Source organism: Hyphomicrobium sp. CS1GBMeth3 (assembly GCF_900117455.1).
Classification (GTDB): domain Bacteria; phylum Pseudomonadota; class Alphaproteobacteria; order Rhizobiales; family Hyphomicrobiaceae; genus Hyphomicrobium_C.
In genome coordinates this window covers 2,435,315-2,451,214 of sequence record NZ_FPHO01000003.1, presented here as the reverse complement: position 1 = coordinate 2,451,214, position 15,900 = coordinate 2,435,315, and the positions used below count along the sequence as shown (strand labels likewise).

Below are 15,900 nucleotides of genomic sequence, written 5' to 3'. Positions count from 1 at the left end.
GCAATTCACGGGGCGTCTTCTTCGCGTTACTGGCACTCGACGTCCACCGCGACACCGAGCGCCGGGACGAAGCGCTTGCAGGTCTTCGGCTCGTCCGGCTGCTCCTCCGTCTTGGCCATGGACGCGGTTTCGGCCGGGGCTTCGGTTGCAGCGGCGACGGTTGCCGCCTCTGCCGGCTTCTCGGTCTCCTCCGACATGCTGACCTGGTCAACATCGACCCGGGTCAGGGCCGCCGTGCTCGAGGGCGCCGCGACGTAGGTGCTCGGCGTGGCCTTTGTCGTCTCCTCGGTGGCGACGTCCTGCGTCTCCTCCGCCTGCTCTGCCTTTGCCTTCGCGGCGGCGGCGGCAAGCTGTTGCTTGCGCTTGGCGGCTGCGGCGGCCTCGGCCCGCGCCTGAGCCTGAGCCTTTGCCTTCGCCTGGGCTTGGGCTTGGGCCTGCGCCTTCGCCTTCGCCTTGGCGCGTGCCTGTGCCTGCGCCTGAGCGCGGGCCTCGGCCCGGGCTCTTGCCATCTTGTGCTGCTTTGCCTGTTGGGCCTGGTGAGCCATGGCGCCTACGGCCAGCACACCAAGACCGATGCCGAGGCCGATACCGCGTCCGCCGGCCTCAGCGGCCGGGGTGATTGCGAGGCTAGCGGCCACTGTCGCCGCGATCGCCGTGATGCTGAGCTTCTTGGCCATGGGTCTCTCCATCTGTGTCACGAGCGATCGGGGTGTCCTCAGCGCTCTCTTGAGCCCCACAGTGCCGGATCGCCGCAGGGCCCGCTGTTCCGACTGGAACACGCGCAAAAAATTGGCGGGATGCCCCGAAAGAATTTCGAGGCATCCCGCCCTGATCCTGGAGACAGTGGGCAAAACGAGGACACGGTCCTCAGGTAATATGTAGATATTTCAACGTATTATTACATACTCAGGCCGCGACAAGCCCTCCGAGCCGCTCGCCGACTTGGCGGGGGCAGATGCCCTCGGCGACGGCGCTCGCAACACGCGCCACGAAATCCGCCGTCCGGTCGAGCACCACGTGCCGCTGCCGGTCCACGGTGACCATATGATAGCTGTCCTCTAGCACCACGAGATCGACCGGTCCGGCCAACTCACGTTGCAGGTAGGACGCGTTATCCAAGCCAGCGTAGTCGTCCTCGCGCGCATGAAGGATGAGCACCGGCTGCGTAATCGAGCCGAGCCGGCGCATGACCTCCTTGGCCAGCCGGCGGCGTTCGAGAACCGCGCCGCCCGGCGTTGCGGACGGAACGCTCTTGCCGCCTGGTGTCGCCATGGCGTTCAGGATGAAATCACGGATGCGGCGGTCCTTGATGCCTACGTGGATCGGGACCGGGAAGCGGAACAGGTTGGCGACCCGCTTGTTGTCGATCAGTCTGAACAACGGCAGATACCAGGGGATCTGGCGGCCGCTGAGCCAGAGCGTCGGCGAATAAAGCGCGATAGCGTGCACCTTGTCCGGGTGGCGCGCGGCGAGCAGCAGGCTCAGCACGGCGCCGGTCGAGAGACCGCCGACAACGACCGTGTCGCAAGTGGTGGCGAGTTCATCGAGGCCCTTCTTCGCGCTCTCGTACCAATCGTGCCAGCTCGTCGCCATGAGGTCGGCTTCGCTGCCACCATGACCGGCGAGCTCGGGGCAGACCACGGTATAGCCGCTCCGCATCAAGCCATTGGCCACAAATCTGATTTCGCTTGGAGAGCCGCACAGGCCGTGAATGAGCAGCACGCCCACCCGGCCGGCCTTGCCATCGAATTTTCTTTCGCTCGCCTGCATCACACACGCCCCGAATTTGGTCCGTCATCGATGGGGGGACGTTAGGGGCCGGGGCTGCAGGCCGCTGTTCCGGCTGGCACATCTGTGGGGAAATTGGCGCGGGGATAATTGGTGACAGTGGCTTGAAAGTTTTCGGCGCTACCTGGAGAAGCTACGCTTCTTGCTGGTTAACGCACTTAAGGCATTGACCTTATCGCGCGCCCGGATTACCACATTAGAATTGTTCTAAATAATCCTGGAATGGCCGAAGGATCTGCCGTCGGACCTTCCATTTCGGCAGACGGAGGGCTCCATGAAGGGCAAACGCGAGATTATCGATATCCTGAACGAGTCACTGAAGCTCGAGCTCGGCGCTGTGAACCAGTACTGGCTGCACTACCGGATGCTGGAGAACTGGGGTTTCACGAAGCTCGCCAAGAAGGAGCGCGCGGAATCGATCGAGGAGATGCATCACGCGGATCGGCTCGTTACCCGCATCATCTTCCTCGAGGGTCTGCCCAACCTGCAACACGTGGCGCCGCTGATGATCGGCGAGCATCTGCAGGAGGTGCTCGAGTGCGATCTCAAGGGCGAGCTGATCGCGCACGAAACCTATATCCGCGGCCGCGATCTCTGCCGGGCCGCCAAGGATTACGTCACGATGGATCTGTTCGAGGACCTCATCAAAGACGAGGAAGGCCACATCGATTTCATCGAGACGCAGCTCGACCTGATCTCGAAGATCGGCATCGAGAACTACGGCCTGCTCCAGTCCGACCCGGCCAACGAGGTCGAGGGCCACTGACACCTCCCGGCGCGGTCGGTGCTCCAACCGCCGCGCCGGCAACGCCCTTCGGGGCGCTCGGTCGAGTTGCCTATCCGCTCGTGAACACCGATGCCAAACGTCCCGCTTCCCGTAGCGGGCATACGTCGTCGCATTGCCGAAAAATACGGAACCTCTGTCATCTGCCCAGCGTTGGCTAGCTGGTGAAAATGATGACAACTCTGAGCCTTAGAAACTTCGCGCAGGTTAACTCGCCGGTCACTATCCTGGTCGTCGAGGACGATCCTATTTTGCGCTTCACGCTCTCCATGGAGCTCAGCCAAGCTGGGTTCAGGGTTCGCGAGGCCGGCAACACGGAGGAGGCGGAAACCGTCCTTTCCACCGGCGCGCCGATCGACCTCGTCGTCACCGACATCGAGATGCCTGGCCAGCGCGACGGGCTGGCGCTCGCCCGCACGGTGCGCGCCTTTCATCCGCACATGCGTGTCGTCGTCGTGTCGGGAACCGTGCCCGAGGTCGGCATCGTCGGCGTGGCGGACGCCTTCTTCGGCAAGCCCTACGACACCGACCGTCTGATCCTCAGGATCCGCTCGCTGCTCGCTCCGCGCCGGCGCTCGACCGGCCGGAGTTGAGCATCGCCCGCTAGGGCCATTTCACGACGGGCGGCAGCGACGAGAGGATGCTGTCGACGTTGCCGCCGGTCTTGAGGCCGAACACCGTGCCGCGGTCGTAGAGCAAATTGTACTCGACGTAGCGGCCGCGGCGGACGAGTTGCTCCTCCCGATCCGCGTCCGTCCAAGGCAGCGTGTAGTTGCCGCGCGCGAGCATCGGATAAACGCGCTGGAAGGCGCGGCCCACGTCCTGCGTGAAGGCAAAGGACGCGTCCCAGCCGCCTTCCTCCTCGGTCGGCGTCAGATAATCGTAGAAGATGCCGCCGATGCCGCGCGGTTCCTTGCGATGCGGCAGGTAGAAGTAGTCGTCGCACCATTTGCGCAGCTTGGCGTAGTCGGCGATGGGCTCGTGCGCTGCACAGGCCCCATACATGGCCGCATGGAAGGCGAGGCTGTCAGCGTCGTCCTCCTTGCGCCGCCGGTCGAGGACGGGCGTCAGGTCCGCGCCGCCGCCGAACCACCACTTGCTCGTCACCACCATGCGCGTGTTCATGTGCACGGCGGGTACATTCGGGTTCTGCGGGTGGGCGATCAGCGAGATGCCAGAGGCCCAGAACTCGGGGTTCTCCTCGGTGCCGGGGATCTGCTTCCTAAATTCCGGCGCGAACTCACCGAAGACGGTCGAGGTATGGACGCCGACCTTCTCGAAGACGCGCCCCTTCATGACGCTCATTTTGCCGCCGCCGCCCGGTGCGCCGGTATGATCCGTGCGCTGCCAGGGTGTCTGCACGAAGCGGCCCGGGGGCTCGCCGCCGAGCTGAGCCGAGGGCGGAAGGTCGGTCTCGAGCTTCTCGAAGCTTGCGCAGATCTCGTCGCGCAGCGTCTGGAACCACGCCTCGGCGGTTTGCTTGCGTGCCTCGATATCGCTTGCCGTGCCGGCCATGGTTGCCTTTTCCTCCCGCCTTGCCCATCTCAGGGTTTCTCGTAAGAGCGGGATCGCGCTCTACGTCTTGGTTAGATCCGTGATTCACGCTTCGGACTGATAGGGCCGGAAGCGATCATGGTCTCGATTGGACCGATGATTCGCGCTCCGGACTGATAGGGTCCGGAGCGACCATGGTCCAGGCCATCGTTTCGGCACGATGGCGGGGTAGCGCATAGCGCGATCCATGAGAAACGAGAAGGGGTTTGCGCCGGCAAGCGGTTGCGGGCTCGCGGCAAGACAAGATCACAACAAGACTAGAGCCTGATGTTCCGCTGGTTTGAATCCCGTATCGATCCGTTTCCGCCCGCCGCACCGGGGCGCCCGCCGGACACAATCGCGGCCTTCTACTGGCATTTCATCAAGCCGGTTTGGCGCCCCTTCGCCGTGCTGCTCGCCATCGGTTTCATGGGCTCGCTGATCGAGGTCATGCTGATGGCCTTCGTCGGCAGCCTCGTGGACATGATGTCCAGCGCCACTTCTCCGCGCACATTCTTCAGCGATCATGGCTGGACGCTGATGTTCATGGCGTTCGTGGCCCTGATTGCACGGCCTGTCGTTTCGACCCTGCACGACCTGGTCAAAAACCAGATGATCAGCCCGTCGGTGACGACGCGCATCCGCTGGCAGACGCACACGCAGGTGTTGCGCCAATCTCTCGGATTCTTCCAGAACGACTTCGCCGGACGCATCGCGACGCGCATCATGCAGACTGGTGCGTCGCTGCGGGAATCCGTCGTGCAGGCCGTCGACGCCATCTGGTACATGGCGGTGCACGTCGTCGGTGCACTCGTCATTTTCTGGGAGGCGGACGCGCGTCTCGTCATCCCGCTGTTGGCCTGGATCGGGCTTTATGCGCTTGTCGTGCGCGTGTTCGTGCCGCGCATCCAGAAACTCTCGACGGAGGCTTCCGAGGCGCGCTCGTGGCTTACGGGGCGCGTCGTCGACAGCTTCACCAACATCCTCACCGTCAAGCTCTTCGCGCATGCCGAGCGCGAGGAGGCCTACGCGCGCGAGGCCATGCAGGCGCACCTCGAGCGCCATCAGGCGTCGCTGCGCAACCTCACCATCATGGAGTTCGTGCTCTATGCGTTGAACGGGGCGCTGCTCGTCTCGGTGGCTGGGCTGTCGCTCTGGCTCTGGAGCTACGAGGCGGTCAGCATGGGCGCCATCACGGCGGCGATGACACTCTCGATCCGCATCATCGCGATGTCCGGCTGGATCTTGTTCACGGTGGCCGGCATCTTCGAGAACATCGGCATCGTGCACGAGGGCATGCAGACCATCGCGCGCGACAACGAGGTCATGGACCGCCCGGACGCCCGGGCCCTCGTCGTGGCAAAGGGTGAGATCCGCTTCGAAGATGTGCGCTTCCACTACGGCAAGGTGAAGAGCGTCATCGAGGAGGTGTCGCTCACGATCCGGCCCGGCGAAAAAGTCGGCATCGTCGGCCGCTCCGGCGCCGGAAAATCGACGCTCGTGAACCTGCTCCTGCGCTTCTACGACCTCGAGGGCGGGCGGATCCTCATCGACGGCAAGGACATCAGCGCGGTGACGCAGGAGAGCCTGCGCGCCAACATCGGCCTCGTGACGCAAGACACCTCGCTCCTGCACCGCTCGGTGATGGACAACATCCTCTACGGGCGTCCGGAGGCAGGCCCCGCCGAGGCCATCGCCGCGGCCAAGCGCGCGCATGCGCACGAGTTCATCGAGGCGCTGGAAGATCTCAACGATCGGCATGGGTACAACGCTCACGTCGGCGAGCGCGGCGTCAAGCTCTCAGGCGGACAGCGCCAGCGTATCGCCATCGCGCGCGTGCTCTTGAAGAACGCGCCGATCCTGGTGCTCGACGAAGCGACGAGCGCGCTCGACAGCGAGGTGGAGGCTGCTATCCAGGAGAGCCTCGCGACACTGATGGCCGGCAAGACGGTGATCGCCATCGCGCACCGGCTTTCGACCATCGCCGCCATGGACCGGCTGGTCATCATGGACGGCGGGCGCATCGTGGAGCAGGGCAGCCATACGGAGCTTCTGCGCAAGGGCGGGCTTTACGCCAGCCTGTGGGCGCGCCAGTCGGGCGGATTCCTCACCGAGGATGCCGCGGAATAGGCGCCTTCTCTCGTTTCGCGGCGGGATCAGTCGGCCTTCATCACGAAGCAGTCGATTGCCAAACGGCGCAACTCGAGGCAGGCGTTCGAAGCACCGCCTTCGTCAAAGCTCACGAAGCGCGCCCTGTAGATCAAGCGGTTGTCGCGATGCACGGGGATCGTGATGTCGTGGTGGCCCTCCAGCAGCCCCGCAGCGCGGCTGCGGACGGTGTTGAGCTTGGCCTGCGCATCCTCGGGCGAAAGGTAGGCGCCGATCTGGATCGCGTAGCCGGCACCCGTCGGCGCAGGCTGGAACTGCGGCACCGGCGGCTTCGGACGCGCGGCTTGAGCGGGCGTCGTCAGCCCGGCGAGCATGGTGGCCTGGGCCGCCAACGTCGACGGCTGGCGGACCGAAGGCGCCGCGGCACCCGCATCAGACAGCGTGCGAACGGTGGGAGCGGACCTGTTATCGGATGCGCCATCGACGACGGAATCGCGGATCAAGCCGTTGATGTCTTGCGGGGCGGCGTTCGACGCGGTGACCGTCTCAGTTTGCTGTTCCGCCTCCGCTTCCGTCTCGGACATGGCAGCACGCAGGGCCTCGAGGTCGAGGCGCGGCGGCGGCAGGACGGCCGCCGAGGACGTTGCCTCGGCAAAGGTGGATTCGTCACCCTCGGCCAGAACCTCCGCGATGGCGTCATGCGCAGTTGCAGGGGCTGCCGGCGGCGGAGCATTGGCCGCCACGATAGTTGCGGGCTTTCTCGCAGGCGGCGGCATCGCGGTCTTTGGCGGCCGGGCCGTCTCGGCGCGTGCGGGGGCTTTCTGCGGACGCGCTTCGGCAACGAGGGCGGAGCCCTGCTGACGCGTCCTCTGTGTCGAGGCCTTCGCGAGGGCGGTGAACAGCAGCGAGCGCATATGCGCGTTGCGCGTAGCGGCCGTCTTGCCGCCGAACACGGCGCCGACGACGTGCTTTCCGTTGGCGCGCACGGACGAAACCAGGTTGAAGCCGGAGGCGCGCGTGTAGCCGGTCTTGATGCCGTCCATGCCCGGGAACCCGAGCATCAGCGTGTTGTGCGTGCGATAGGTCTTGCCGCCGTAGGTGAACGAGGCGGTGGAGAAGAGATGATAGTGCTGCGGGAAGTCATCCTGCAGCCTCATGCCGAGCGTCGCCATGTCCCGCGCGGTCGAGCGCTGATCGGGGTTCGGCAAGCCCGAGGCGTTGCGGAACGTCGTTGATCTCATGCCGATCTGGTTCGCGCGCTCGGTCATCATGCGCGCGAATTGGTATTCCGTGCCGCCGATGTGCTCGGCAACCGCAACGGCAACGTCGTTGGCCGACTTCACGACCAGCACCTTGACGGCGTCCAGCACCGTGATCTCCTCGCCGACCTTGAGGCCGAGCTTGGACGGCGCCATGCCGACGGCGCGCTCGCTGAAACGAACTCGACTCTGGAACGTGAGCCGCCCCCGCTCGATCTCCTCGAAGACCATGTAGAGGGTCATCATCTTGGTCAGCGAGGCCGGGAACCGGGGCTCATCGGCCGATGAGGCGTGAAGGACCTTGCCGCTGTTGGCGTCAATGACGATCGCGGCCTGCTTCTCTGGAGCGGCCTTCTTCTTGCTCTGCTTGGCATCCTGGGCGCGCGCTTCCTGCGCGAGCGCAGGCACGACCGCGAACAGGGCGAGCGCCAGAAGCATCGATCGCATGACGGTGGTCGCCAAAGATCCCCTCTCCCTCGTGCGCTTCGAGAGCCGAAGCCGGCCCGTCTGCCCCCTGCCGGAGCGCCAACCATATCCGAACCTGCCCTGAATGCCCATGCTTCAGGGCTACTTTACGGCTTCAGGGTCCCACTTTCCCCAACTCCGGGCTCACGCGACCCTGAGGATCGGGAGGGGCGCAGGTTAACGGCTGCGAGCTTCGATTCCGTTAATGTCTCGGTCATTGATACCCGAGGCGAGCCTATATGCTGCGTCGCAATATGTGACTTGAAGGAATGGTGCGCTGCGGCTAAATTATGGCCAAGGCATCCGGCGCCGACGATGGTCCCACGTGACAGCAGCAGCAGGCATCCCGATGATCAACAATTTCCAGGACTTCCAGAAGCTCGGTCAGAACAATGTCGATACGGCATTGAAGTTCTTCGGTGATTGGAACAAGGGTTGGCAGGCCATCGCGGCCGAGCTGACCGACTACCAGAAGCGCGCCTTCGAGGACGGCACGGCGACTTTCGAGAAGCTCGCCGGCGCAAAGTCGCTCGAGCAGGCTTTCGAGATCCAATCCAGCTTCGCCAAGCGTGCGTATGAAGACTACGTTCAGCAGCTGACCAAGATTGGCAGCATGTACACCGCTCTCGCCAAAGACGCCTACAAGCCCGTCGAAAAGGCCTTCCAGGGCAGGTAGAGATGGCGAGCCCCCGGCTCAGAGCGACAGTGACATGAGGCCTGGGCGCATCGCCCGGGCCTTTTTTATCTCGCGCGGGACCCCACTTTCATTTCGCCCGATTGGTCTGGTGGTCTGCCGTGAGAATAGGACGCAGGAATGGCATTGCTGGCGCAAGCTAGGTGCGCAAACATAGCCAAAATGTACGCTGGCGCTTGGCGCGGGACGGCGGGAAGATATCGACGACGACGGCAATGATGACACTAGGACCAAGAATGGCGGGCAAGAACGGCGCCGGCAACGACCGGGGGGGTGAGGAGGGCAAAACCGGCCTCGTCACCAAGACACGCCCGAAGACGAAGAAGCCGTCACTCTACAAAGTGCTGCTTCTCAACGACGACTACACGCCGATGGAGTTCGTGGTCCTCGTGCTGGAGAAGTACTTCAGCAAAGGACGCGAGGAGGCGACGCGGATCATGCTGCACGTTCACCACAAGGGCGTCGGCATCTGTGGAGTGTTCACCTACGAGGTCGCCGAGACCAAGGTGACGCAGGTCATGGACTTCTCGCGTCAGCATGGCCATCCTCTACAATGCACCATGGAGAAAGAGTAGGTCAGACGTGCCATCCTTCTCGAAGAGCCTCGAATCCTCGCTGCACCGCGCGCTCGAGTTCGCCAACGAGCGCAATCACGAGTTCGCAACGCTTGAGCATCTGCTCGCGGCGCTGATCGACGACCGCGACGCGGCGGCTGTCATGCGTGCCTGCAATGTGGATCTCGATCAGCTCCGCGGACGCGTCACCGAATACCTCGACACCGAGCTCGGCAACCTCGTGCACAAGGGCGCGGCGGAAGCGCAGCCCACCACGGGCTTTCAGCGCGTGATCCATCGCGCCGTCGTTCACGTGCAATCATCTGGGCGCGAGGAAGTAACCGGCGCCAACGTGCTGGTCGCCATCTTCGCCGAGCGCGAGAGCCACGCCGCGTTCTTCCTGCAGGAGCAGGAGATGACGCGCTTCGACGCAGTTCAGTACATCAGTCACGGCATCGCCAAGCGAGCGGGCATGTCGGAGCCGAGAGGAGTGCGTGGCGTGGAAGACGAGCAGGCGAGCGAGGCCGGCGAGGAGAAAAAGCCCGGCCAGGACGCGCTCAACACCTACTGCGTCAACCTCAACAAGAAGGCGCGCGAGGGGCGCATCGATCCCTTGATCGGGCGCGAGCAGGAGGTGCTGCGCACGATCCAAGTTCTCTGCCGCCGCCAGAAGAACAATCCGCTGTTCGTCGGCGATCCCGGCGTCGGCAAGACGGCCATCGCCGAGGGCCTGGCGCGCAAGATCCTGCGCGGCGAGGTTCCCGAGGTGCTGAAGAACGCCACCATCTTCGCGCTCGACATGGGCGCACTGCTCGCCGGCACCCGCTACCGCGGTGACTTCGAGGAGCGCCTCAAGGCGGTGATGAAGGAGATAGAGAACTATCCGGGTGCGATCTTGTTCATCGACGAGATTCACACGGTGATCGGCGCCGGTGCCACGTCCGGCGGCGCGATGGATGCCTCGAACCTTCTGAAGCCGGCGTTGCAGTCGGGCAGCGTGCGCTGCATCGGCTCGACGACCTACAAGGAATACCGCCAGCACTTCGAAAAGGATCGCGCGCTCGTGCGCCGCTTCCAGAAGATCGACGTCAAGGAGCCGACGGTCGAGGACTCGATCGCCATCTTGAAGGGGCTCAAGCCCTACTTCGAGGAGTTCCACAAGCTCAAGTATACGGGTGAAGCCATCAAGGCGGCGGTGGAGCTGTCGGCGAAGTACATCCACGACCGCAAGCTTCCGGACAAGGCAATCGACGTCATCGACGAGACGGGCGCCTCGCAGATGCTTGTGCCTGAAGGCAAGCGCAAGAAGAAGATCACAGTGAAGGAGGTCGAGGCTACCGTGGCCACCATGGCGCGCATCCCGCCGAAGACGGTGACCAAGTCGGATGCCGAGGTGCTTGGCAACCTCGATAAGGACCTGAAGCGGCTGGTGTTCGGCCAGGATAAGGCCATCGAGGCGCTCTCTGCCGCGATCAAGCTCGCACGCGCGGGCCTGCGGGAGCCGGAAAAGCCGATCGGCTGCTACCTGTTCTCAGGCCCGACCGGCGTTGGCAAGACCGAAGTCGCGAAGCAGCTCGCTTCGCTCATGGGCGTCGAGCTTCTGCGCTTCGACATGTCCGAGTACATGGAGAAGCACACTGTTTCGCGGTTGATCGGCGCGCCTCCGGGCTACGTCGGCTTCGACCAAGGCGGCCTCTTGACCGACGGAATCGACCAGCATCCGCACTGCGTGCTCTTGCTCGACGAGATCGAGAAAGCGCATCCGGACCTGTTCAACATCCTGTTGCAGGTCATGGATCACGGCAAGCTCACGGACCACAACGGCAAGTCGGTCGACTTCCGCAACGTGATCCTGATCATGACCACGAACGCGGGTGCATCCGACATGGCGCGGCCGCCGATGGGCTTCAACCGCGAGAAGCGTGAGGGAGAGGATACGGAGGCCGTGAACAAGCTGTTCACGCCGGAGTTCCGCAACCGACTCGACGCGGTGGTTCCGTTCGCTGGTCTGCCGCCGGAGGTCATCGCCAAGGTGGTCGAGAAGTTCATCTTCCAGCTCGAGGCTCAGCTCGCCGACCGCGGCGTGATGATCGAGCTTTCGGAAGGTGCGCAGAAGTGGATCGCCGAGAAGGGCTATGACGACAAGTTCGGCGCCCGCCCGCTCGCGCGCGTCATACAGGAGTACATCAAGAAGCCGCTCGCGGACGAACTGCTCTTCGGCAAACTCGAAGGCGGCGGCACGGTCAAGGTGCTCGTGCAGGGCAAGGGCGAGGACAGCACGCTGACCTTCGAGATCATCCCGGCAGATCCCTCCAAGAAAACGCGTGTGCGCGACGAGGATGACGAGGATGACGACGAGGAGGGCGCGGAAGCAGCCCTCGTCGAGGCGACGCCGCCACGCAAGGCGCTGCCCGGGCCGAGGGAGAAAAAGGAGCGCGGGTCGCGGTCCTCGGGCGGTGCCGTACCGAGCGTGCCGCGCAAGAAGGAGGATTGAAGCCGTAGGGGCCCTCGCCGCTCCGGCTATACATGCAAACGCCGCGAAGCCTCGCTTCGCGGCGTTTTTTTATTGACTGTCCCGCGTCCCGCCCGCTGTCACGCGCCTCAGGCTTTCCAGCATGGGAGATGCGAACTCCCGCCGGTAGAGCACGAAGGCTACGATCAACGTCACCGCGAGGAACATCAGCGGATCGACGAACCAAGCCAGCAGAGCGATCGCGAAATAGTAGGCGCGGATGCCGTTGTTGTAGCTCTCGCCGGCAAGCGTCGCGATGCGGGCGGCATTCTCGATGTAGATCTCGATCTCATCCGGCTTTGCTCCGCCGACCGTGGGCGCCGCGCCGACGATGATCGCCAGAACGTTGTATTGCCAGGCCGACCACGTGAACTTGAAGAACGCGTAGACGAAGAGCGCCAGCAGCACGAGCGCCTTCAGCTCCAGCACCCAAGGCTCGGACGGCGCCGAATACGGCAGATGCGAGACCACGTCGCCCATCGCAGGCCCCAACAACGCGATGAGGCCGCCGAGGATGAACACGGTGGTCGAGGCGAAGAACAAGGCGCCGCGCAAGAGATTGCCGAGTAGTGCAGCATCCGCGATGTGTGAATCGTGCTGGCAGACCCGACGCATCCAGCGGGCGCGGAAGACATTCACCGAGGAGATCAGGCTCGGCCGCCGTTTGCTGAGCCAGCGTGCGATCAGCCAGTAGCTGAACCAGCAGAGCAGAAAGCACGCGAGCGCAATGGCATCGATCAGCGGCAAGGTGAGGATTTTCATGTGCGGCTAGATCTCGATGCAGATCTTCCCGAAGTGACCCGCGCCTTCCTCGTAACGGAATGCATCGGCGAGGCTTGCGAGCGGAAACGTCTTGTCGATCACGGGGCGGATGCCGGTGGCTTCCAGGCCGCGGATCATGTCGATCTGGTGTGCGCGGCTGCCGACGACGATGCCCTTCAGTTTGATCTGCTTCGCCATGAGCAGCATTGTCGGCACCTCGCCCTTGAGGCCCGTCAGGATGCCGATCAGCGAGATGTGCCCGCCGATGCGCACGGCCTGAATGGATTGCGCCAGCGTGCCCGGCCCGCCGATTTCGAGCACGTGATCGACGCCGCGCTTGCCGGTCCACTTGCTGACCGTCGACCCCCAATCGGGATCAGTCTTGTAGTTGACGGTGAAATCGGCCCCCATGGCGTGGGCGCGCTCGAGTTTTTCGTCCGATGAGGAGGTGACGATGGCTGTGGCGCCCATGGCCTTGGCAAACTGCAGAGCGAAGATTGCGACGCCTCCGGTGCCCAGGATCAGCACGCTGTCGCCCGCCTTGATGCCGCCTTCCACGACGAGCGCACGCCACGCCGTCAGCGCGGCGCACGGAAGCGTCGCTGCCTCGGTATGGCTCCAGCCCTTCGGGGCGTGCGTGAACCAAGTCGCGGGCGCGACGACTGCCTCGCGCGCGTAGCCGTCGAGGCCGTCGCCGGGCACATGGCTGAAGTTGCCGTGGGGCGCCTCGCTACCCTGCCAATAAGGGAAGAAGACAGAGACGACGTGATCGCCCGCCGCGTACTCGGTGACGCCGTCGCCGACCGCCTCGACGACGCCGGCGCCGTCGGACATGGGGATGCGCCCGCTGGACGTCGGGATGGCGCCAACGGCGACCGCGTAGTCGTGATAATTGAGCGAGTTGGCCTTGAGGGCGACGCGGATCTCACCCGGCGCCGGGGCACCGGGATCGTCGATGTTGGCCAGTTGCAGTTTGTCGAGGCCACCCCCGCGCGGAACCTTGATGGCTTTCATGTAACCCCCCGTTTCGATGGTTCGCTCTTACCGAACGAGTTAAGTAGACCGCGGCGCGATTGCTACCCGCACAAAAGGTCAAACACACGGGCGGGCGGATCATCCATCGGGGTCATATTCACTGCCGGCGCTTCCGAGCGCGATTATTTTGAGCCCTGCCTCACCCGCACTGGCCCGGCCCTTTGGGCCGGCCGGGGCAATGTGGGCGAGGCAGGCGAGAGGCCGCGCCTAGCTACTCCGCGGCGGCTTTGGTGTAGCCGTACTTCTCATTGAGCTTGTTGATGAGGTCGGCGGCGGCCTTCGGGATGTTGGTGCCCGGGCCGAAGATCGCCGACGCGCCGGCCGCGTAAAGCGCCTCGTAGTCGTGCGGCGGGATCACGCCGCCGACGACGACCATGATGTCCTCGCGGCCGTCCTTGGCGAGCGAAGCCTTAAGATCCGGCACCAGCGTCAGGTGACCCGCGGTCATCGTCGAGACGCCGATCACGTGCACGTCGTTCTCGACGGCCTGGCGCGCCGCCTCGTCGGGCGTAGCAAACAGGGGACCGATGTCGACATCGAAGCCAAGGTCAGCGAAGGCGGACGCGATGACCTTCTGGCCGCGGTCGTGGCCGTCCTGGCCCATCTTGGCGATCAGGATGCGCGGGCGGCGCCCGTCCATCTTCTCGAACGCCGCCGCCATCTGGATGACTGTGCCGACCTCGTCGTTCATGGCGCCCGCCTCCGATCTGTAAACGCCCGAGATGGTGCGGACCTCCGCGCGGTGGCGTGTGAAGACGCGCTCCATCGCCTCCGACATCTCGCCGACAGTCGCCATCGCGCGGGCGGCCTTAACGCCGAGATCGAGCAGGTTGGCGTTGCCCTTGGCGCCTTCGGTGAGCGCCGCGAGGGCGGCCTGCACTTCATCCTCGTTGCGCTCGGCGCGCAGCCGCTTGAGCTTGGCGATCTGCTGCTCGCGAACGGACGCGTTGTCGACCTTGAGGAAGTTAATCGGCAGATCGTCCTTCACGCGCAGCTTGTTGATGCCGACGATGGTCTGGCGGCCGCTGTCGATGCGGGCCTGCGTGCGGGCGGCCGCCTCCTCGATGCGGATCTTCGGGATGCCGGCGGCGATGGCTTTCGCCATGCCGCCGAGCTTCTCGACCTCGTCGATGTGTGCCTTGGCCTTCAGCGCCAGTTCATATGTGAGCCGCTCGATGAAGTGGCTGCCGCCCCACGGGTCGATCGGGCGCGTGGTGCCGCTCTCCTGCTGCAGGACGAGCTGCGTGTTGCGCGCGATGCGGGCCGAGAAGTCCGTCGGCAGCGCGATGGCTTCGTCGATGCCGTTGGTGTGCAGCGACTGCGTGTGGCCCTGGGTCGCCGCCATGGCCTCGATGCAGGTGCGCGTCGCGTTGTTGAAGATGTCCTGCGCGGTGAGGCTCCAGCCAGAGGTCTGGCTGTGCGTGCGCAGCGACAGCGAGCGGGCGTCCTTGGGCGCGAACTCCTTCTTGATCAGCTCGGCCCAGAGGAGCCGCGCGGCCCGCATCTTGGCGATCTCCATGAAGTAGTTCATGCCGATCGCCCAGAAGAACGACAGGCGCGGGGCGAACTTGTCGATGTCGAGACCGGCGGCGACGCCGGCGCGCGCGTATTCGATACCGTCGGCGATAGTGTAGCCGAGCTCGAGGTCGGCCGTCGCGCCCGCCTCCTGCATGTGATAGCCGGAGATCGAGATCGAGTTGAACTTCGGCATGTTGGCCGAGGTGTAGGCGAAGATATCCGAGACGATCCGCATCGAGGGCTCGGGCGGATAGATGTAGGTGTTGCGCACCATGAACTCTTTCAGAATGTCATTCTGAATGGTGCCCGCGAGCTTGGCGGCCGGAACGCCTTGCTCCTCGCCCGCGACGATGAAGAGCGCGAGCACCGGTAGTACGGCGCCGTTCATGGTCATGGACACGGTCATCTGCTCGAGCGGGATGCCCGCGAACAGCGTGCGCATGTCGTAGATGGAATCGATGGCCACGCCCGCCATGCCGACGTCGCCGCGCACGCGCGGATGATCGCTGTCGTAACCGCGGTGGGTGGCGAGGTCGAATGCGACCGAGAGGCCCTTCTGGCCGGCGGCGATGTTGCGCCGGTAGAACGCGTTGGAATCCTCAGCCGTGGAGAAGCCTGCGTACTGGCGGATGGTCCAGGGCTGGTTGACGTACATCGTCGGATACGGGCCGCGCACGTACGGCGCGATGCCGGGCCAGGTGTCGAGAAAGTCGAGGCCGGCGGTGTCGGCATCCGTGTAGATCGGCTTGACCGGGATGCCTTCCGGCGTCGTGAAGATCTCGTCCTCGCGGGCGGCCGGCGCCTCGTGCGCGAGACCATTCGGCTTGCGCGAGCCTTCAAAGGCGATCTTGGTGAAATCCGGGATGCTGCTGGTCATGCCTTGAGCC

General features: G+C 64.4%; 13 protein-coding genes. 6 read left to right on the top strand and 7 right to left on the bottom strand.

The window, feature by feature from the left end:
* Nucleotides 1-26: 26 nt before the first annotated feature.
* Nucleotides 27-677 carry a hypothetical protein gene (locus CS1GBM3_RS20280; protein WP_072397223.1) on the bottom strand — a complete coding sequence of 217 codons (651 nt, stop codon included), beginning with the start codon at nucleotides 675-677 and terminating at the stop codon, nucleotides 27-29.
* 229 nt (nucleotides 678-906) lie between these two features.
* Nucleotides 907-1,770 carry an alpha/beta hydrolase gene (locus CS1GBM3_RS18905; protein WP_072397221.1) on the bottom strand — a complete coding sequence of 288 codons (864 nt, stop codon included), beginning with the start codon at nucleotides 1,768-1,770 and terminating at the stop codon, nucleotides 907-909.
* A gap of 292 nt (nucleotides 1,771-2,062) precedes the next feature.
* On the opposite strand from CS1GBM3_RS18905, the gene bfr reads away from it, so the two are divergent.
* Together bfr and CS1GBM3_RS18895 are read left to right on the top strand one after the other, a co-directional pair.
* Entirely contained in the window at nucleotides 2,063-2,554 is a 492-nt protein-coding gene (gene bfr / locus CS1GBM3_RS18900) for a bacterioferritin (RefSeq protein WP_072397219.1), read from the top strand.
* 191 nt (nucleotides 2,555-2,745) lie between these two features.
* The gene (locus CS1GBM3_RS18895) at nucleotides 2,746-3,165 is read left to right on the top strand and encodes a response regulator transcription factor (RefSeq protein WP_072397217.1); all 420 of its coding nucleotides are present in this window, start codon (nucleotides 2,746-2,748) and stop codon (nucleotides 3,163-3,165) included.
* A gap of 10 nt (nucleotides 3,166-3,175) precedes the next feature.
* On the opposite strand, the gene hemF is transcribed toward CS1GBM3_RS18895, so the two are convergent.
* A complete protein-coding gene (gene hemF, locus CS1GBM3_RS18890) occupies nucleotides 3,176-4,087 on the bottom strand; it encodes an oxygen-dependent coproporphyrinogen oxidase (protein ID WP_072397216.1) in 912 nt (303 codons plus the stop codon).
* Nucleotides 4,088-4,393: 306 nt separating this feature from the next.
* On the opposite strand from hemF, the gene CS1GBM3_RS18885 reads away from it, so the two are divergent.
* On the top strand, nucleotides 4,394-6,235 hold the full coding sequence (locus CS1GBM3_RS18885) for an ABC transporter ATP-binding protein (RefSeq protein WP_072397214.1): 1,842 nt from the start codon (nucleotides 4,394-4,396) through the stop codon (nucleotides 6,233-6,235).
* Nucleotides 6,236-6,261: 26 nt separating this feature from the next.
* Here CS1GBM3_RS18885 and CS1GBM3_RS18880 read toward each other — a convergent pair whose 3' ends face one another.
* Nucleotides 6,262-7,935, bottom strand: coding sequence for a serine hydrolase (locus CS1GBM3_RS18880; protein WP_171946524.1), 1,674 nt, complete (start codon nucleotides 7,933-7,935; stop codon nucleotides 6,262-6,264).
* A gap of 328 nt (nucleotides 7,936-8,263) precedes the next feature.
* On the opposite strand from CS1GBM3_RS18880, the gene CS1GBM3_RS18875 reads away from it, so the two are divergent.
* The 3 genes from CS1GBM3_RS18875 (at nucleotide 8,264) to clpA (ending at nucleotide 11,680) form a co-directional block, all read left to right on the top strand.
* Entirely contained in the window at nucleotides 8,264-8,614 is a 351-nt protein-coding gene (locus CS1GBM3_RS18875) for a phasin family protein (protein ID WP_348533607.1), read from the top strand.
* Nucleotides 8,615-8,868: 254 nt separating this feature from the next.
* Nucleotides 8,869-9,207, top strand: a complete 339-nt coding sequence (gene clpS, locus CS1GBM3_RS18870; RefSeq protein ID WP_072397208.1) for an ATP-dependent Clp protease adapter ClpS — start codon at nucleotides 8,869-8,871, stop codon at nucleotides 9,205-9,207.
* 7 nt (nucleotides 9,208-9,214) lie between these two features.
* Entirely contained in the window at nucleotides 9,215-11,680 is a 2,466-nt protein-coding gene (clpA, locus tag CS1GBM3_RS18865; RefSeq protein WP_072397206.1) for an ATP-dependent Clp protease ATP-binding subunit ClpA, read from the top strand.
* Between the two features lie 69 nt (nucleotides 11,681-11,749).
* Here clpA and CS1GBM3_RS18860 read toward each other — a convergent pair whose 3' ends face one another.
* From CS1GBM3_RS18860 to scpA, 3 genes are all read right to left on the bottom strand, one after another.
* On the bottom strand, nucleotides 11,750-12,460 hold the full coding sequence (locus tag CS1GBM3_RS18860; protein ID WP_072397204.1) for a DUF599 domain-containing protein: 711 nt from the start codon (nucleotides 12,458-12,460) through the stop codon (nucleotides 11,750-11,752).
* Between the two features lie 6 nt (nucleotides 12,461-12,466).
* Nucleotides 12,467-13,474 (bottom strand): zinc-dependent alcohol dehydrogenase family protein, encoded by a 1,008-nt coding sequence (locus tag CS1GBM3_RS18855; protein ID WP_072397202.1) that lies wholly within the window; start codon nucleotides 13,472-13,474, stop codon nucleotides 12,467-12,469.
* A gap of 232 nt (nucleotides 13,475-13,706) precedes the next feature.
* Nucleotides 13,707-15,890 carry a methylmalonyl-CoA mutase gene (gene scpA / locus CS1GBM3_RS18850; RefSeq protein WP_072397200.1) on the bottom strand — a complete coding sequence of 728 codons (2,184 nt, stop codon included), beginning with the start codon at nucleotides 15,888-15,890 and terminating at the stop codon, nucleotides 13,707-13,709.
* Nucleotides 15,891-15,900: the final 10 nt, after the last annotated feature.